Raw genomic sequence first — 17,254 nt, 5'->3', positions numbered from 1 at the left:
GACTGCGAATGGCCCCCCAGGACAAGCCGAACGGGGAGGGGACCGGGGAGGAGCGGCTCCCATGGTGGCAAGGGCGGTGGCGGGTGTCTCTCCGGTGGAGCGCTCACTCGAACGGGTGTTACCTGGAGGAAGAGTGACAGGGGGTGGCGAAGGGGGTGTCGAGGAGGCCAAGCATGCGTAGTGATCCGCGTACTCCGAAGTCGTCCGCTTCCCCTTGTTCCCCCTGTTCCCCGAGTTCCCCGAGTCCCCTGGGCACTTCGGCCCTGCGGGCGCTCGTCGCGGCCGGTGTCACCGGTGGTGTGCTCGCGGTGACGGCGCTCGGGACCACGGCGGCGGCCGCCTCCGACGGCTCCGTCCGCGGCACGGTCGTCTCGGGCGGTGACCTCAACCTCCGCGCACAGCCGACCACGGACTCCCGGGTCGTCGGCTCCCTCGCGCCGGGCAGCCGGGCCGTCGTCGACTGCGAGGTCCGGGGCCAGAAGGTGTTCGGCGACCCGCACTGGTACTGGCTCGGGGACGTCCGCGGCTGGGCGAGCGCGGTGTACGTCGACACGCACGGCCGCTCGGTGCCGAACTGCACGGATCCGTGCCCGAGCTGGAAGGACTGTGATCCCTGCCAGGACGGGCACGGTTCCGGGTCCGTCTCGTTCACGTGGACGTTCACTGCCTCCGGCACCTGGGAGTGGGAGGAGGAGTGAGCGGGCCGACGCGTCGCTCGCGCTGACCGGACCGGTCAGCGCCGGCGGTGACCGGTCGCGTCCTCGTGGGTGTAGTAGCGGTAGAAGGTCACCGCGAAGACCGCCGCCGCGATACCGAGGGACATGAGCGTCGAGCGCACCACGGTGTGCTGGGTGGCCTGGCTGTAGAGGAAGCCGAAGGCGCAGCCCGCGAAGGCGGCCCAGAGGAGGGCGTGCGGTTCGCGGCGCAGCCGGGGTGCCACGGTCTGTACGGCGATGTAGAGCGCCGCGAACACGAACGCTGTCACGAAGCCGAAGAGGACGTTCCAGCCGGTGATGGGGCCGGCGTCACGGTTCATCGCCGCGGCCCAGTAGCCGTAGACGAGGCCGAGGACCACGGGCAGGATCAGGTTCGTGAGCCGGTGCGTGCGCTCACTGAAGACATCGGGCGAGGCCGGCGCCGCCGACCTGGCCGGGGCCGGGGGGCCGCCCTGGGCCGAGGGTCCGCCCGGGATCCCCGGGTGTCCCGGAGTGGGTGCCGTCTGAGCCATGGGAGCACTCCTCTCTTGCCTCCCCCGTCAGTCTCCGCCCCGTCTTCCAGAGCACACCTGGGGAGGGGCGCTGGCAAGTCGGGGGTGGGGGTTTCTTACGGGGGTGGGGAGACCTGGGCAGGGTCGCTGCGGGGACGCCTGACAGCTCGGGGAGCTCGTGGGCGGGCGGCTGCGGCTTCGTCGGGGCTGATCGCGCAGTTCCCCGCGCCCTGGACGGCCTGCGGCCGTCATGGGGCACGGCCGTGGTGGGCCGGGATGCGGGGGCGTGGGGCGTGTTTCGCTGTGGGGCATGCGGATGCGGATGCCGGTGCCGCTCGGGCGCCGGGAGCCGGACCCCGTCGCGCGGCAGCAGCCGCTGCGGATCCACGGGCGGAACGTCGCCTGGCTGCCGCCGCTGGTCGTGCTGCTGGCCGTACCGGTGGTCGACTGGTTCACCAGCGGCGACTTCCGGGTCATCTCCTGGCTGGTGCTCGTCCCGGGCACGGCCGCCGCGGTCTGCCGGGTGTGGACGACCGCGCTGTTCGCGGCGCTCGCGATGCTCATGTACATCGTGGGCGACAGCTCCTGGTCCCACCAGGAGCCCACCGGCCTGCCGGACTTCGTCCTCGTCACCCTGGGCGGCATCCTGTCCGTGCTGGTCTGCGCGGTGCGGCTGCGCGGGCAGGAGCGGATGCTGCACATGCGGGCCGTCGTCGACACCACCCGCCGTATCCTGCTGCGCCAGCTCCCGCCGGACGTCGGCGGCCTCGACCACGCCGAGATCTACCTCGCCGCCGACAGCGAGGCCCGGGTCGGCGGCGACTTCTACGACATACAGCCCAGCCCCTACGGCACGCGCGTCGTCATCGGCGACGTCCAGGGCAAGGGGCTCGCGGCGGTCGAGGCGGCCTCCGTGCTGCTCGGCACGTTCCGCGAGGCCGCGTACCACGAGGCCGAACCGGTCACCGTGGCCGAGCGGCTGGAGACCCGGATGGTCCGCCACGTGCGCTACTGCGCGCACGTCGGCCGCGACGACGCCGAACGCTTCGCCACCGCCGTCCTGCTGGACTTCCCCGAACTGCGTAGCGAGCGCACCGACTGGGGCCCGGACCTCACGGGGCTCGACGCGCTCACCGTGGACGTCGTCAACTTCGGCCACGAACCCCCGCTGCTGCTCTCCCCCCACGGCGTGCGCTTCCTCCCGCTGCCGGACGGACTGCCGCTGGGGCTGGGCGAGTTGGCCCCGCCGGAGACCCGGACGGCCACGGTGCGGCTCGCCGCCGACGAGACGTTGCTCCTGGTCACGGACGGGGTGACGGAGGCGCGCGACGGGCGCGGCGTCTTCTTCCCGCTCCGCGAGTACCTCACCCGCGCTCTCGCCGCCGGGGCGCCCGCGCTCGCCCCGGAGTCCCTGGTCCGGCTCGTCCGGGACGGCGTCCTCGCCCACACCGGCGGCTTCCTCGACGACGACACGACGATCTTCGCGGTGCGGCGGGCGTCGGCGCCGGTGCGGCGGGCGCCGAGCGCGCCGAAGTGAGCGATGCTCCGCCGGTTCACGCGGGGCGCCCGCCTCCGCTTTCGTCCCGCTCCTTTCCCCCTTTGCACGCGCAGCGGTTACCGTGCTGGCTGGTGCACGTGATCGACGGGGAGGGAACGATGCCGGGAACGGTGCTGCTGCTCGCGGCCTCGCCCATGGGCATGGGGTGCCTGGTGGACGCGGCCTCCGTGCTCCCCGTACTGGCGGCCGTCACACCCGAGGTGCTGTCCGGCACGGCCACGGCGAACGTCGTGGAGCTGGCCGATCCGCTGGAGCCCCAGGCCGTCCTGACACGGTTGCGCGCGGCGGCCACCGCGCCCGGCCCGCTCACCGTGTATCTCGCCGGGCAGTTGCAACTCGACCGCAAGCAGCGGCTCGTGCATCTGGCGCTGGCGCGAACGACTCCGGCGACCGTGCGCTACACCGCGTTCCCCTGGCACTGGATCGTGGAGGAGCTGCGGCTGCGGACGCCCGGGTCCACCACGCTGTTCGTCGATCTGCACGCCGACGCGGAGGTGTGGCAGCAGCTGGCCGGGCGACCGTTGGCGCTCGGGCCGGGGGTGAGTGTGTACGGGCGGGTCGCGCCGCCGGTCGGTGGGGTGCGGCGGGGGTGGCCGTGCCGGCGTACATGAAGGCGTTGGCGACGATACTGCGGAGCGGGCAGCGGCCGGAGGCCGTCCTGCACGAGCAGGTGCTCGCCAGGACGGGGGTTACGGCGACCTGGTGCTCTCCTACGACGCGACGGGCGCCCGGGCTGGTGCCGCGTTCGGCGCTGCCGCACCCGCTGCCCCCGCACCCGCTGCCCCTGCCCGTCCCCGTCCCCAGGGGCTGTGCCCCGGTCCCGGTCGGCCGCCCCGAGCTCCCGCCCGCGCCCGTGACCCCGGCGGCCGGGGAGGCTGCGGACGTCGGGGAGGCCGGCGTCGATCCGCACGATGCCATCAGCGCGGCCGTCGGGGCGGGACGGCACGGTGAGGCCGACGCCTCGCCGCTCGGTGGGAGCAGGGGGCCCTGCGGGAGTTCGGGGACGGGTCGGAGGAGGTGCTGCACTGGCGGGAGGTGCGGGCCGATCTCGCCATGTTCGCGGGGGACCCGGCGGGCAGCTGCGCCGCCTGGATGGGGGTCGCCCGGGCGCGGCTCGCTGCGGGGCGGGCGGCCCAGGACCCGGTGGTGGAGGCCGCGGTCGACCGCGCGCACCATCAGTGGAGCCTGATCACGGACACCGCGCGTGCCCACCAACTCGGCGTCGAGTTCGTGGAGTTGCGCGGCAGGGTCCCCGGGCGCCGGACCGGGGCCGTGGAGCACGCCCGGCAGCACCTGGCGGAACTGCGGCGGCAGCCCGCGTAGGTGGGGGCGCGAGGGGGGGCTCAAGTGAGGTCGGCCCAGCACGTACCCGGTTGAGCCGAGCCGGTCGATGAGCCGTCGTTCCGTTCGTCGTAGATCGATGAGCCGTCGATCAGGGCGCTTACCGGGCCGACCTCGGAGGGGGAGTTGTACGAGGTCGCACCGTGCGTACACGGTGCGGCACCGCACGTCGATCACTTAAGCGCTCGTCGCTCCGAAACGGATCGGAGCCGCATCAGAGATCGATCAGAAACTCCCCAGCCGTTGGCAAGGTCCACCGCCGGTCACCACCCTTGGGTGAGAGCCCGTCGGAGGGGCCCCGGGCCGGGCGGCTCACGACGGCGCCGGGATGCGGACCCTGAACCAGGCGCCCCGGTGCGAGGGTTCGGACGGTTCCAGGGTGACCACGCCCCCGTGGGCCGTCGCGATCGCCGCCACGATGCTGAGGCCGAGTCCGCTGCCCGCGGCCCGGGTCTCCTCGCCGCGTACGAAGGGGTCGAAGAGCCGGGCGCGGAGTTCGTCGGGGATGCCCGGGCCGTCGTCCAGCACCTCGATGACCCGGTGGCCGTCCTCCGTCCCGAGCCCCAGAGTGGTCGTCGTCCCCGGTGGCGTGTGCACGCGGGCGTTGGCCAGGAGGTTGGCGACCAGTTGGTGCAGTCGCAAGGGGTCGCCGGTGACCGTGTGGTCGCCAGGGGCCAGCAGCAGCCGTACGGGACGGTCGGGGTGGCAGTCGCGGGCGGCGGAGACCGCGTCGCGGCACAGCTGGGCCAGATCCACGCAGGTCAGCCGGAGCGGCTGGCCGAAGTCCAGGCGGGTCAGCAGCACCAGCTCGTCGATGAGCGTGCTCATACGGCCGACCTCGGTGGTGATCCGGCCGAGCGCCTCCTGCCGCATCGGTTCGTGCCCGGCGTCGCCGAGCCGGGCGAGTTCGGCGTAACCGGAGATCGTGGTCAGGGGGTTGCGCAGTTCGTGCCCGGCGGCCGCCATGAACTCGCGCAGCCGCCGCTCGGTGTCCTGCCGTTCCCTGACCTCGCGGCGACCGAGGCGGCGGGCGCCGATCAGGACGGTGGCCAGGAGGGGGAGGGCGGCGGCCGTCTCGACCTGGAGCAGGCGCTCGACGGCCCGGCGGTCGTCGGCGGTGGATCTCGCGGTGACGACGTACCCGCCCTGGTGGTCCCGGCCCACCTCCGCCCTGCGTACCACCTTCGCCCGATAACTCTCCCCGAACGCGGAGGGCGCCGACCGGGTGGCGTACGCCTTCAGCCGGTCGGCGGTGAGCACCGGAAACGCGGGCAGATCGTCGCCCCCGGGGTGACGCGCGACGACCCGCCCGCGCATATCGAGCACGAGCACGAGCCCGTTCTTGTCGAGGGGCGGGTCGAGGGGCGGGTCGGACTCGGGCGATCGCGCCGCCGAAGGCGCTGGCTCTTGCTATTTCCTGGTCGGTGCGGGCCGTGAGGTGCTGGGCGAGGGTGTGGGCGGAGAGGGCGGCGACGGCGCCCAGGGTCGTGATCGTGGCGATCAGCCAGAAGCCGACGGTGCGTCGGCCGGTGCGGTGGGGGCGGATCGGCTGCTCGACGGGCGGGAGCGGGCGGCCGGGGAGGGGCCGGGAGCATGTGTCACCCGGCGCGAGCAGCCCGACCGCCCGGATGCTCTCCCCCAGCCCGGTGAACCCGCTCATGGCCACAACCCGCCCGCGGCCGGCCCGGAAACGGTGGTCTCGTTCAGTTGGCGCACAGTTGGTAGCCCACTCCTCTGACCGTTCGTATGAGGGACTGACCCGGCTCGCCCAGTTTGCGGCGCAGGTAGTAGATGTACGTGTCGACGACGCCGGACCCCTCGTCACGGTGGTTCCAGACCCGTTCCTGGATCTGGCGCCGGGACAGGACGCGCCCGGGGTTCTCCATGAGGTAGCGCAGCAGGGCGAACTCGGTGGTGGTGAGGTCGACGGGGCGGCCGTCGGCCCAGACCTGGTGGGCTTCGGCGTCCAGTTGGACCGCGCCGGCACGAAGGCGGTTGCGGTTGCCGTCGGGCGCGGAGTGGCCGCCGCCGGCCCGGCGCAGCAGGGCGCGGACCCGGGCGGCGATCTCCTTCAGTTCGAACGGCTTGGTGACGAAGTCGTCGCCGCCCATGTCCAGCCCGCGCACCCGGTCGTCGACCCCGCCGAGCCCGGTGAGGAACAGCACGGGGACAGCGTTGCCCCGGTCGCGCAGGTTCCGGCACACGTCGAAACCACTCAGGTCGGGCAGGTTGACGTCGAGGAGGATCAGATCGGGGTCGTATCGGGTGACGGCCTGCAGGGCCTGGCGGCCGGTGGCCGCGGAGGTCACCCGGTAGCCGAGGAACTCCAGCGCCATCGTCAGCATGGAGCGGATCCCCTCCTCGTCGTCGACGATGAGGAGCCGCGCGGTCGGGGCGGCCGAAGCCGCTGGTGAGGGTGTGGAGGGAGCGGAGGGCACAGGCGTGGTCATGTCCTGTTCCTTTGTGACCGTGGCCTCGATCGAGGTCTCAAGATTCGAACAGGGCCGTATCGTCACACGTACCGGCAGGTAAGGGAGACCGCTTCGGCCATCATTCGGAACGGCTCGTTCCTGGCGGACGGTCCGCCGTCGCGAGGCCGTCGAGGCGTGACACACCTGTGGCCCGCGACGTCCGACGTCACGGGCCACAGGTGCGAAGGGCGTCCGGGCGGGGGCGCCCCCGCGGGCTAGCTGGTGTAGATGAAGTACTTCCAGGCCCCGTACGTCGTGGTGTTGACGTTGTCGCCGGACGTCGTGTCGTGGTACTCCGAGCGGAAGCGCAGGCGGACGTTCGTGGTCGGTGTGCCGGTGAGGGTCACGTCGGACTTGCCCGCGGTGCCGAGGGGGAAGTACTCGCTGCCCCAGTCCCGCCAGGCGCCGTCGTAGTGGAACTGCAGCTGGAGGCGCTGCTTGCGGTCCGGGTAGTACGACATCGTGGTCTTCAGGACCGGGTCCTTGGACTTGCGGATGTAGTGGTACTTCTGGCCCCAGGCCGTCCGGGTCTTGTAATGGCCCGAGATCGACGACGAGATGGCGACCTTGGTGTAGACGGTGTTGGTGACCGTCCTCGCCTTGTAGCGCGCGTCGCCCGCGAACTTCACCGAGAGCTTGGTGTCACGCTTGAGGTCGACGGTGACCGACAGGTTGCCGCTGGAGTTCACCGTCCCCGACTTCACCAGCTTGTTCGGCTTGTCCGAGCCGTACGGGTCGGCCCAGATCTCGACCTTGCGGTTCTTGTAGGTCGTGCCGAGGCGCGCGGTGAACTTCACGTCCGCGCCGTACGCGTAGGTCTTGCGGTTCTTGTCCAGCGTCAGCGCGGGTGTCGCCCGGGAGACCTCGACGGAGCGGGAGGCGGACGCGGCGGTGTGCTGCGCGTCGCCCGCGTACGACACCTTGTAGGTGACCTTGCCGCCGGCCGGCGGGGTGTCCGTGAAGGAGAACTTGCCGCCCGTGCCCAGCGTCTTGGTGCCGAGCGACTTGCCCTTCGGGGACTCGATGTCGGCGCGGGTGACCGTGAGCGGGGTGCCGGCGGGCAGCGGCAGCGTGGCCGTCAGGGTGCCGGATACCGTGAGCGGCTTGGCACGGGTGGCCGTCGCCGGGGCGCTGACCGTCAGGGTCGGCTTGGACTTGGTGGGGTCGTCGTAGACGCGGAGGCTGTACTCGCCGTCGTAGTTCCCCGTCAGCGCGAACAGCCTGCTGCCGCCCGGCTCCCAGGCGAGCCCGCCGTCGGCGAGGTCGTCGGAGCCGCTGATCGTGTCGGTGTCCGGCAGCTCGTACTCCCGCACGGGCGTCGTCGTACCCGGCGTGAACACGTAGATGTCCGGGTCGTACGGGGAGCTGGTCCCGGCGGCGAGGGTCCCGTCCGGGGCGATCGCCACCGAGTTCGGGTGGTGCTCCGTCGTGTACGAGCCGACCTGCGCGAGGTCGGACGTCTGCCACACCTTGTGCTGGTTGCCGGCCTCGGCGGTGATCAGTCGGCTGCCGTCGGGCGTGAAGGCGAGGTCGTTGGTCTTGCCGGACTCACCCGGACCGCCGACGCGCGCGGTACGCACGGCCGTGGTGCCGGAGACGTCGAACACGGCGAGGTTGAACCAGTAGACCTCCGGGGAGGCAGCGGCCACCACGTCCGGGTCGGCCGGGGACACGGCGAGCCGGGGCGCGCCCGTCCAGTCGGTGTCGGCGTCCTGGCCGAGCGCCACCACCGGCTGCTCACCGGAGACGTCCAGCGAACCGATGTCCCCGTGCTCCTTGTCGCCGTACCCGAACCAGACCTTGCCGCCCGCGAGGGCGAGGTGGGTCGGCTTGGTACCGTCGCCGGTCGCGTACCGCCCGGCCTCGGTCATGCCGACGGCGTCGATGGCCACGATCGCGTCGGCGCCGGGCACGGCCGCGTAGAGGGTGCCCGAGTCGGCGGACAGGGCGAGGCCCGTCACCCCGGGCAGGGAGGCGACGGTGCCGAGGACGGTGCCCGAGTAGGTTGTGGCGACTACCTTGCCGCTGTACGGGTCGCTGACGAAGACCCGCTGGTGGGCGCCGTCCACGAGGAAGTCGCCCGCCGACCTGACCGGCACGATTCTGCTGCTGTCGGCCGCGGCGGGCGCGCCCGTACCGACCGTGAGCGCGGCCGAGCTGAAGAGGACTGCCAACGCGGTGGCAGCCGGAAGAGTGCGCATACGCACAGGTTTCGAACCCCCCGGAACGAAAGAAATGGGCGCGTCGCCGGAGGCCGTCGCGCGGGGCCGGTGTGTTCGACCTGTGCCGCGCGTGTGAATCCTGTGACGCGTGAGCGAAGAGTAAGTCATGCCACTGACAAGAGCGTCACAGGGGGTGGCCGGGAACTCAACGGATTTACGGGGCGGACGTCCACTCCGGCGCACGCGCCCTCCGCGCACCCCGCGCGCGGTCACCCGAACGGCCCTGAGGTGCGCCGTCACCCGGTCGGCCCACTGCTATCCACAAGGGGAGGGGACGTATCCGACGTACCCGCGAAGGGAAGAACCACCCATGGTCAGCCTGTCCGTCGACCTGTCCGTCGACTTCGCCCGGGGCTTGAACGACGCCTGGTCCAAGGTCGCGCAGTTCGTACCGCAACTCGTCGCCTTCCTCGTCATCCTGGTCGTCGGCTGGTTCGTCGCGAAACTGGTCTCCCGCGCCGTCGACCGCCTCCTGCGCAAGGTCGGCTCCGAGCGCCTCTCCGAACGTGCCGGAACGTCACGGCTGCTGCGGGACTCCTCCTACGACCTGACCGGCATCCTCCGCCGGATCGTGTACTACGCGCTGATGCTGATGACCCTGCAGTTCGCGCTGGGTGTCTTCGGCCCCAACCCGGTGAGCGCGCTGATCGACGACATCGTGGGCTGGCTGCCGCGTGCGGTCGTCGCCGTGGTCCTCGTGGTCGTCGCGATGGCCGTCGCCGGCGCGGTGCGCGGGATCGTCGGGGGCGCGCTCGCCTCCCTCTCCTACGGCCGCGCCCTCGCGACCGCCGTCTGGGCCTGCGTCGTCGGCCTCGGCGTCATCGCGGCGCTCGGCCAGGCCGGCATCGCCCAGGACGTCACCCGGCCGGTCCTCTACGCCGCGCTCGGCACGGTCGCCGGCATCCTCGTCGTCGGTGTCGGCGGCGGCCTGATCGGGCCGATGCGGCAGCGCTGGGAGCGGATGCTGACGACGGTGGAGCGGGAGACCGTGCAGGCGCGGGGCAGTGTGGCGGCGTACCGGGCGGCCCGCGAGAGCGTCCCGGCGAGCCGCGAGGGCGAGCCGGCCACCGCCGACAGGTGAGCGGTGCCTGTGGCCGCCGGCAGGTGAGCGGCATGTGACCGCCGGTGCGCCGCCGTACGCACAGGTGCCCGCGCCCCTCAAGGGGCGCGGGCACCTGTGCGTGCCGGGTGAGGTCTGGGCGCACTTCTCGGCCGTGTCCACCCCGGAACCGGGGGCGTTCGCGTCGCTGGAGCCCGGTGAGTCCGTCGTGTTCACCTGGGAGGAGGCCGATCAGGACGGCTACGCGTACCGGGCGCCGAAGGTGCGCCGCCCGGGTGACCCGGCAGCCGACGGCACCGGCGATGATGACGACGAGGACGAGGAGGACGACGTGTTCGCGTTGACCGACGTCCATGTCGAGTACGACGAGGACCGAACCGAACCGGTCCGTCCATGGCGGCGGCCGGAGCGACGGGGGAGAGACATGCGTGAGGCCGTGGTCACGGACGCCGGGGACCGGATCCGGTGGGTCGAGCTGCCGGGGGAGGGACCCGCTCGCGTGTATGTGCACGGGCTCGGGGCCACGTCGTCCGCGTACTTCACGGAGGTCGCGGTCCACCCTCTCCTCGCGGGTCGGCGCTCGCTGCTGGTCGACCTGCTCGGGCACGGCGTCAGCGACCGCCCGACGGACTTCGACTACGGCCTGGAGGACCACGCGGACGCGCTCGCTCGCGCGCTGACGGCGGCGGGCGTCACCGGCGCCGAGCTGGTCGCGCACAGCATGGGCGGCTCGGTGGGGATCGTGCTGGCGTCCCGACACCCGGCGCTGGTGCGGAAGTTGGTGATGATCGACTCCAACCTCGATCCGCTGACCCCCACGTACGGCGTGGTCGGGAGCAACGGCATCGCGGCGTACTCCGAGGAGGAGTTCCTCGCGGGCGGACGCGAGGAGTTCGCCGAACTGGCCGGGGCCCAGTGGTGGGCGACCATGCGGTTGGTCGGCCCCGAGGCCCTCTACCGCAGCGCCGCGCGGCTGGCCCGGGGCACCCGCCCCACGATGCGCGAGCTCCTGCTCGACCTGAAGATCCCCCGCACCTACCTCCACCCCGAGGCGGACGGCCCCCTCCCCGGCGCCGACGCGCTCACCGAGTCGGGCGTGACCGTCGTCCCGGTCCCGGACTGCGGCCACAACGTGATGCTCGACAACCCGGAGGCGTTCGTCCGGGCGACGGCAACGGCCCTGACCGACTGACGAGCCCGCCGCAGGACCGTGATCGCGAGACGAAGATCCTTGGTCACGCCCGCGCCGGTATCCCCGTCTACCTCCTCATCGACCGTGAGGAAGCCGAGGTCACGGTGTTCTCGGAGCCCTCTGCGGACAGGTACGCGAAGGCGGTGAAGTGCAAGCTGGGCCTGGTCGTCCCCCTGCCCGGTCCCCTCGGCTTCGACCTGGACACCGCCGAGTTCTGAGCCGACGGAAAAGTGATGCGCGCCCTGTCAGCGGGGGAGCGCGTTGGCCGCTGTCATCAGGGCGGTGATCGCGAGCAGCGCGGCCGCGGCGGGGCGGGCATGGCGGGTGAGCAGGTCTCGGATCACGGCGACCTCCCTGCGGCTGACCGGGTGGGTTAAGCACGCTTAACGCGTCGCTTAACGTAAGGCTTTGGCCTACCGACGGCAAGAGGCTGTTGGGGAGTTGGGTGAAGCGGCCGATGTAAGCGGAGTTACTGGCATGCTTACGTCATGGCAGGTATGGCCGAGCGTGACGACCCCGAGGTCATCGGGCGCAGAGTGCAACAACTGCGGACGGAACGCGGCCTCACACAGCGGCAGTTGGCGGAACCGGCATACACCCCGGCATACATCTCGACCCTGGAGGCCGGCCGGGTACGCGCCTCGGAACCCGCGCTGCGGCATATCGCCGAACGGCTCGGCGTCGGCTACGACGAACTGGCCACCGGCCGTCCCGCGGGCTTCGCCACCGAGCTGCGGCTCCGGCTGACCGGCGCCCAGCGCACGCTCGCCAGCGGTGCCGGGGAGGCCGCCGCCGAGGGTTTCACGGCCGTCCTCGCCGAGGCGGAGGAGTACGGCCTGGTCACCGAGCAGGCCGACGCGCTGCTCGGCCTCGGTGAATGCGCCCTGGAGACCGGTGACCTGGAGACCGCCCAGCTGCGGTTCGAGCAGGTCGAGCAGCGGCTCGGCGACGCCCCGCTGCCGGCCCGGGTCCCCGCCCTGCGCGGCCGCGCGACCGCCCACTACCTCGCCGGTGAACTGCGCTACGCCTGCTACCTGTACGAGTCCACGCTCGACGAGCTGAACCGCAACGGCATGCACGACCCCGACGCCCTGCTCCTCCTCTACACCGGCGTCATCGCCCCCTACATGGACATGGGCGCCCACGCCCGCGCGGCCCAGGCCGCCGAGCTGGCCCTCGCGCTCGCCCCGCGGTCCGGCGACCCGGCACTCGTCGCCCGTATGCACCGCTCGGTCGCCCGGACGATGATCGCCGAAGGGCGGATCGCCGAGGCCGACGCCTCCCTCGCCAAGGCCTCCGAGCTCTACCGGCAGCTCCAGATCCGCACCGAGCTGGCCAACTGCCACTGGATGCGCGGATACCTCCACGCGCAGAACGGCGACTACGTCCGAGCCGAGGAGGAACTGCGCGAGGCCCGCCGGATGCTCTCCGCCAAGCGCGCCGCGCTCTACACCAGCCAGGTCGCCGTCGAACTCGCCGACGTCCTGCACCGCCGGGGCAAGTCCGAGGAGGCGTCGGAACTGCTCCATGAGGTTCTCAGCGACCTCAGCTCCGAGCGCGGCGCCCTGCACTCCGCCGCCGCGCACCGTCTCCTCGGCATCATCGCCGAGGACGGGCGGGAGGCGGACGCCGCCGAGGAGCACTACGTACGGGCGCTGAGCCTGCTGGAGCGGGCCGGTGCCGCCGGTGACCTGGCCGACCTGTGCCGACTGCTGGGAGACCTGTACCGCCGCACCGGCCGCGTGGAGGCCGCCCTCGACGCCTACCGCACGGGCCTCGGCCACCGCACGGCCCCCGGTACCACGACACTCGGCCCCGCGCCCGCACAGCCGCCTCTTTGACGATTCCGGTCCAGACAGCGACAGCGACAGCGACAGCGACGGCGCTGGCGACGGCACGTACAAGGGGCCTGGCCCCGGTCATGGACGCCGGGTCGGTGCGGCGGGTGGCGATGACACCGGCGGAACACTTTTCTCCGGCCTCGCTCAGCGGCCGGGCGCGCTCGCGGCGATCTGCGAGCGGCCGACGGTGAAGTGCCGGGTGAGGGCCGCGCCGACCTCGACGGTGACCTTGGTGCCGGGCCGCCAGGAGGCGCGCGGACGGAAGTCGACGCGCTGCCCGTCGGCGAGAGCCGGGTCCTCGACCCAGTCCCAGGAGCCCTCGGCGCCGTCGCCCAAGGCGGTGACCTTCAACTGGCGCTCCACGGAGGCGCGTTCGGACGACGGGACCGAGCGGGCGAAGGTGACCGCTATCGGTATGCCGACGCCCAGGGTCTGCCCCTCCGCGATGTTCACCCGCACACCGTCGAAGGCCGGCGGGGTGGCGCGAACCTCCGCGTCCGCCCGGGCAAGGGCTCTGGGTATCTCGCTCGGCCCCTCGACCCGCACTCCCTCCCCGCTCCCCGCACAACCCGTGAGCGTGACCACGCACGCGACCGCGCACGCGGCCGTCGTGACGATCACGCGCACCGGACGCCGGCGCGGTCCCGTCCCGACGTCCCGGCTCCCCCTGGCCCGGCTCCCCCTGGCCCTGCTCCCCGTGGTCATGGTCTCCCCCAGTCGCTGACGGCGATGTGCTTCGATGGGCTGCGGCGTACGTTCGAGACTTGTACGCACGACGGGGGCGACCGGGTTGCATGGCGATGCACGGGACTTCGGACAACGGCGGGGGCATGACCGAGGAAGAGTTCGACGCGTTCTACGCCACCGCGTTCCCCCGACTGACCGGCCAGCTCTACGCCTTCACCGGGGACCACGGCGAGGCGCAGGACGTGGTCCAGGAGGCCTTCGTACGGGCCTGGGACCGACGGCGGGACTTCCTCGCCGAGGGGGCGCCCGAGGCGTGGATCAGGACCGTGGCGATGCGGCTCGCGGTGAGCCGGTGGCGCCGGGCGCGCCGCTGGCTGGAACTGGTGCGCCGCGAGCCGCCCCCGGAGCACGCGCCGGGCCCCGATCCCGAGCGGGCGGTGCTGGTCGAGGCGTTGCGCAGGATTCCGGAGGCCCAGCGGATGGCAGTGGTTCTGCACCATCTGTGCGACTTGAGTGTCGAGGAGGTAGCCTCCGAGACCGGCGCCCCCGTGGGCACGGTCAAGGCCCGGCTGTCCCGTGGCCGGGCGGCGCTGGCACGCGAACTGGCCCCCGGCGAGGGTGCGAAGGAGGACGGCCGTGTCCGATGAACTCACCGTCCGACTGCGCGAGTTGGCCGAGTCCGCCGAGCGCCTGCCGCCGGGGTCCGGCGTAGAGGTACGCGCCACCGCCGGACGCCGTCGTCGACGGCGCCGTACGACCGCAGCGGTCGCGGGCGGCTGTGCGGCGGCGGGCCTGGCCGCAGTCCTCACCCTGAACGCCGTCTCGCACGGCACCGAGCAGCGCCCGTCGACCACCGCGAGCATCCCGCCGAGCGCGACGGCCGAGGTGGCCGAGGTGGCCGACGCCACGGTGGACCTCTCCCGCCGCGTCATCACCGTCGACGGCCGCGAACTGCCCATCTCGGCGGGCAGGCCGGCGACACCGACCCCGACCGGCCTGATGACCGTCACCGCCAAGGCCGACATCAAGGCCGTGAGCTACTCCACGCCCGGCCCCGGCGACGAGTCCGGCGAGAAGCTGGCGTGGGTCCTGGAACTGTCCCCGGTGGCGACGGGTGCCACGGGCGAGTCGAACGGCGGTGAGACGACCGATGGGCCCGCCGCCGAAGTCACACCCGACGTGACCGACGTGACCCCCGGGACCGAAGTGACCCCCGGGACGGACGGGACGGACGGGACTGACGGGACAGACAGAGCCGCTGGGACCGACGCGACCGACGAGGCCGCCACGGCAGACCCGACCGAACCGACCGACCCGAGCGACCCGAGCGAACCCGTCGGCGGAACCGGCGCCGAGAAGCGGACGAGCGACGCTCCCACACAGGGCCCGGCCACCGGCGCGCTCTGGATCGCCGCCCTCCCCGCCGACGAGAAGGCCCCCGGCAACCAGGACACCACCTCCGGCTGGATCGGCCTGCGCATTACGGACGCCCGCTGGCTGTACGGCCGCCTCACCGAGGGCGCGATCGTGGAGATCCGGGGCACGACCTCGCCCCCGCCCTCGACGGCTCTCACTCCCTCCGCCTCTCCCACGTTCACGTCTCTCGGGTGACCGGGCGGCCCCGTACCTGAGGGGCCCCTGCCGCTGTCCGGGGGACCACCTCACCCGTACGGCCGCGAGCGCTGGTGGGCGGGCTCGAGCGGTGTTGGCGTGGAACGGCAACGTCGTGCTCTCGGGAGGCTCCGCCATGCGTCGTCCGTTCCGTGTTCTCGCCCGGGTCATGGCCCTCGGGATGCTCGCTGGGACGACGGCCTGTGTCGTGGACGACCCCGGGTACCCCCGCGGCTTCCCCGAGGCCGCCTCCGTAGAGGAGACCAGCACCTCCGCCTCGCCCACCGCCCCGGCGGCCCCGCTCTCACCGACGCACGGGCCCGCAGCGCCCTGCTGCGCCAGGACGATCTCGGTGGCACCTGGTCCGGCACCCAGGGCGCGGCGACCTGGCGGGACGGCCTCCTCAAGGGCCGCACCGACCGCCCCGAGTGCCAGGCACTCCTCGACGCGGTCTACGCCGAGGACGTCCTCGGCGAGCCCAAGGGCGGCACGGCCGTCACCGGCTTCGACGACTACGAGTACGGCGCCCAACTGCGCTACCAGGTCGGCGCGTACGACAAAGCCGACGTCGACGCCCGCCTCCGCCGCCTGGGCCAACTCGTCGGCAGCTGCCAGGAGTTCACCATCACCGGTGTCCAGGACCGGGAGTACGGCGCCGAGGTCACCCCCGTCGACCTGCCGGGCGACCTCGGTGACGCCCGCCAGGGCATGCGGCTGATCGTCAGCGGTGACCTGGAGGGCGAGGAGACCGCGCTCACCCTCGACCTCGCGACCGTACGCGTCGGCGACACCGCAGCCCTGCTCACCCACGGCGGCCTCTACGGCATCGACGACACCGCCACCACCGAGGCGGCGCAGGCCGGCATCAAACGCCTCCAGAGCCTCCTGAAGGAACAGGCGGCGAAGAAGGACGAGAAGAAGGCAGAGAAGAAGGGCAAGAAGGACCCGAAGCCGGAGAAGGACACCGAGCAGCGGGAGAAGAACACGAAGGCGCCGTCACCGTCCGACGAGAACTCCGCCGAGGAGGGCGCGTCCGACGAGCAGTCCACGGACGCCGAACAGGGCTCCTCGGACGAGGCCCGGGGCCGGTCCACCGCCCGCACCGAAGCCCTCGCCGCCTCCCCGTAGGCACGTACGCGTCCCTGTTCCGGCAGCTTGAGGGCGACCGCGACCGGGCCGAGGGCATCGCACGCGCCGACGTCACCTGGAAGGCCACGCCTCGGTCGTCCACGGCTGATCCCGGCCGGGGGTGCCGCGCGGGCTCAGCCCTGTGCGGGTTCGGGTGCGGACGCCTCGGACGGCGGGCCCAGTGAGCGCCAGGTGCCCGGCTTGGCGCCCCAGATGTAGACGGCGTCGTCCTCGTGCATGATGCGCCACAGGCGTTCGGCGTCGGCGTAGCGGAGGTTCACGCAGCCGTGGGAGCCGCCCCGGAAGAGGTCGTCGAGGACGCCGTGGAAGGCCTGCCCGTCGTTGAAGAACTGGGCGAACGGCATCGGGGCGTTGTCGTACAGGTCGGAGAAGTGGTCGCGGTGCTTCCAGTAGACCGTGTGCCAGCCGGTGCGGGTCTCCTCGCCGTCCTTGCCGGTGCGCGCGGGCACCGGCGCGTAGATCACCTGCTTCCCCTGCTGCACCCACACCAGCTGCCGGTCGAGGTCCACGCACGTCACCTGGTACGTGCGCACCGGACACTTCCCGGCCGCGTTGGGGTTGGCGCGGGCCTGCACCACCAGCATCGTGCGGTAGGTGGCGAGGCCGGCGTAGCCGTCGGCCGGCTTCACGCCCGTGCGCTGCTGGAAGGCACGGATCGCCACGCAGTCGGCGGTGGACTGCCGGCCGTCCGCCGGGAGCCTGAGGTGACGTTCCAGGTCCCACTGGTAGGGCCCGGTCCGCGCCGTGCACTCCGGCGCGGGCACCGCCTCGGCGGCGGGTGTCGACGCGGCCGCGGGCGCCGACGGGGCGGCGGGTGCCGACGGGGCGGCGGGTGCCGCCGTCCAGCCCACCAGGGCGGACGACAGCACCGCGACCACACGTGTCCGGCGTATCCGGCTCTTCTGCGTCCTGCGG

General features: G+C 72.6%; 16 protein-coding genes and 1 pseudogene. 11 read left to right on the top strand and 6 right to left on the bottom strand.

All coding sequences use genetic code 11. The annotated features are described in order from the left end of the window. Positions 1-173: 173 nt before the first annotated feature. Entirely contained in the window at positions 174-698 is a 525-nt protein-coding gene (locus E4N62_RS17200) for an SH3 domain-containing protein (RefSeq protein ID WP_230215416.1), read from the top strand. Between the two features lie 35 nt (positions 699-733). Here the strand turns inward: E4N62_RS17200 and E4N62_RS17195 are convergent, their stop codons facing one another. Next, a complete protein-coding gene (locus E4N62_RS17195) occupies positions 734-1,228 on the bottom strand; it encodes a hypothetical protein (protein ID WP_230215414.1) in 495 nt (164 codons plus the stop codon). 289 nt (positions 1,229-1,517) lie between these two features. On the opposite strand from E4N62_RS17195, the gene E4N62_RS17190 reads away from it, so the two are divergent. Then, positions 1,518-2,744: a PP2C family protein-serine/threonine phosphatase gene (locus tag E4N62_RS17190; protein WP_230215571.1), complete on the top strand. Its 1,227-nt coding sequence runs from the start codon at positions 1,518-1,520 to the stop codon at positions 2,742-2,744. Positions 2,745-2,863: 119 nt separating this feature from the next. After that, positions 2,864-4,088: pseudogene (locus E4N62_RS17185) on the top strand (hypothetical protein). Positions 4,089-4,418: 330 nt separating this feature from the next. Here E4N62_RS17185 and E4N62_RS48730 read toward each other — a convergent pair. From E4N62_RS48730 to E4N62_RS17170, 3 genes are all read right to left on the bottom strand, one after another. Then, positions 4,419-5,438 (bottom strand): sensor histidine kinase KdpD, encoded by a 1,020-nt coding sequence (locus E4N62_RS48730; protein WP_230215412.1) that lies wholly within the window; start codon positions 5,436-5,438, stop codon positions 4,419-4,421. A gap of 371 nt (positions 5,439-5,809) precedes the next feature. After that, positions 5,810-6,556 carry a response regulator transcription factor gene (locus E4N62_RS17175; RefSeq protein WP_230215410.1) on the bottom strand — a complete coding sequence of 249 codons (747 nt, stop codon included), beginning with the start codon at positions 6,554-6,556 and terminating at the stop codon, positions 5,810-5,812. Positions 6,557-6,792: 236 nt separating this feature from the next. Further along, positions 6,793-8,778 (bottom strand): Ig-like domain repeat protein, encoded by a 1,986-nt coding sequence (locus tag E4N62_RS17170; RefSeq protein ID WP_230215408.1) that lies wholly within the window; start codon positions 8,776-8,778, stop codon positions 6,793-6,795. 331 nt (positions 8,779-9,109) lie between these two features. Here E4N62_RS17170 and E4N62_RS17165 point away from each other — a divergent pair, with 331 nt between their 5' ends. From E4N62_RS17165 to E4N62_RS17150, 4 genes are all read left to right on the top strand, one after another. After that, complete coding sequence (locus E4N62_RS17165) at positions 9,110-9,880, top strand: hypothetical protein (RefSeq protein WP_230215406.1); 771 nt, start codon at positions 9,110-9,112, stop codon at positions 9,878-9,880. A gap of 403 nt (positions 9,881-10,283) precedes the next feature. After that, positions 10,284-11,051, top strand: a complete 768-nt coding sequence (locus tag E4N62_RS17160) for an alpha/beta fold hydrolase (protein WP_230215570.1) — start codon at positions 10,284-10,286, stop codon at positions 11,049-11,051. Further along, positions 10,979-11,269, top strand: coding sequence for a Uma2 family endonuclease (locus E4N62_RS17155; RefSeq protein ID WP_230215568.1), 291 nt, complete (start codon positions 10,979-10,981; stop codon positions 11,267-11,269). The genes E4N62_RS17160 and E4N62_RS17155 overlap by 73 nt, the downstream gene beginning before the upstream one ends. A gap of 279 nt (positions 11,270-11,548) precedes the next feature. Next, positions 11,549-12,892, top strand: a complete 1,344-nt coding sequence (locus E4N62_RS17150; RefSeq protein ID WP_230215566.1) for a helix-turn-helix transcriptional regulator — start codon at positions 11,549-11,551, stop codon at positions 12,890-12,892. 144 nt (positions 12,893-13,036) lie between these two features. Here the strand turns inward: E4N62_RS17150 and E4N62_RS48725 are convergent, their stop codons facing one another. Beyond that, positions 13,037-13,345, bottom strand: coding sequence for an Ig-like domain-containing protein (locus E4N62_RS48725; protein WP_230215405.1), 309 nt, complete (start codon positions 13,343-13,345; stop codon positions 13,037-13,039). Between the two features lie 124 nt (positions 13,346-13,469). Here E4N62_RS48725 and E4N62_RS48720 point away from each other — a divergent pair, with 124 nt between their 5' ends. The 4 genes from E4N62_RS48720 to E4N62_RS17125 all read left to right on the top strand — a co-directional run bounded on the left by E4N62_RS48720 (position 13,470) and on the right by E4N62_RS17125 (position 16,318). Continuing rightward, positions 13,470-13,616 carry a hypothetical protein gene (locus E4N62_RS48720; protein WP_230215403.1) on the top strand — a complete coding sequence of 49 codons (147 nt, stop codon included), beginning with the start codon at positions 13,470-13,472 and terminating at the stop codon, positions 13,614-13,616. Positions 13,617-13,722: 106 nt separating this feature from the next. Then, positions 13,723-14,226: a SigE family RNA polymerase sigma factor gene (locus E4N62_RS17135; protein ID WP_215457059.1), complete on the top strand. Its 504-nt coding sequence runs from the start codon at positions 13,723-13,725 to the stop codon at positions 14,224-14,226. Next, positions 14,216-15,190, top strand: a complete 975-nt coding sequence (locus E4N62_RS17130) for a L,D-transpeptidase family protein (protein WP_230215401.1) — start codon at positions 14,216-14,218, stop codon at positions 15,188-15,190. Before E4N62_RS17135 ends, E4N62_RS17130 begins: the two co-directional genes overlap by 11 nt. A 99-nt stretch (positions 15,191-15,289) precedes the next feature. Continuing rightward, positions 15,290-16,318, top strand: coding sequence for a hypothetical protein (locus E4N62_RS17125; RefSeq protein ID WP_230215399.1), 1,029 nt, complete (start codon positions 15,290-15,292; stop codon positions 16,316-16,318). A 134-nt stretch (positions 16,319-16,452) separates the two neighbouring features. On the opposite strand, the gene E4N62_RS17120 is transcribed toward E4N62_RS17125, so the two are convergent. Further along, positions 16,453-17,217 (bottom strand): L,D-transpeptidase family protein, encoded by a 765-nt coding sequence (locus E4N62_RS17120; RefSeq protein ID WP_230215565.1) that lies wholly within the window; start codon positions 17,215-17,217, stop codon positions 16,453-16,455. Positions 17,218-17,254 lie beyond the last annotated feature (37 nt).

The organism is Streptomyces sp. MNU76, assembly GCF_020982545.1.
GTDB lineage: Bacteria > Actinomycetota > Actinomycetes > Streptomycetales > Streptomycetaceae > Streptomyces.
This window is presented reverse-complemented; position numbering and strand designations above follow the sequence as displayed.

What these genes read in the sequence shown, in the direction of transcription:
- E4N62_RS17200 (WP_230215416.1), top strand. Translation starts at nt 174, where the DNA reads ATGCGTAGTGATCCGCGTACTCCGAAGTCGTCCGCTTCCCCTTGTTCC.
- E4N62_RS17195 (WP_230215414.1), bottom strand. Translation starts at nt 1,228, where the DNA reads ATGGCTCAGACGGCACCCACTCCGGGACACCCGGGGATCCCGGGCGGA.
- E4N62_RS17190 (WP_230215571.1), top strand. Translation starts at nt 1,518, where the DNA reads ATGCGGATGCGGATGCCGGTGCCGCTCGGGCGCCGGGAGCCGGACCCC.
- E4N62_RS17175 (WP_230215410.1), bottom strand. Translation starts at nt 6,556, where the DNA reads ATGACCACGCCTGTGCCCTCCGCTCCCTCCACACCCTCACCAGCGGCT.
- E4N62_RS17170 (WP_230215408.1), bottom strand. Translation starts at nt 8,778, where the DNA reads ATGCGCACTCTTCCGGCTGCCACCGCGTTGGCAGTCCTCTTCAGCTCG.
- E4N62_RS17165 (WP_230215406.1), top strand. Translation starts at nt 9,110, where the DNA reads ATGGTCAGCCTGTCCGTCGACCTGTCCGTCGACTTCGCCCGGGGCTTG.
- E4N62_RS17160 (WP_230215570.1), top strand. Translation starts at nt 10,284, where the DNA reads ATGCGTGAGGCCGTGGTCACGGACGCCGGGGACCGGATCCGGTGGGTC.
- E4N62_RS17150 (WP_230215566.1), top strand. Translation starts at nt 11,549, where the DNA reads ATGGCCGAGCGTGACGACCCCGAGGTCATCGGGCGCAGAGTGCAACAA.
- E4N62_RS17135 (WP_215457059.1), top strand. Translation starts at nt 13,723, where the DNA reads ATGACCGAGGAAGAGTTCGACGCGTTCTACGCCACCGCGTTCCCCCGA.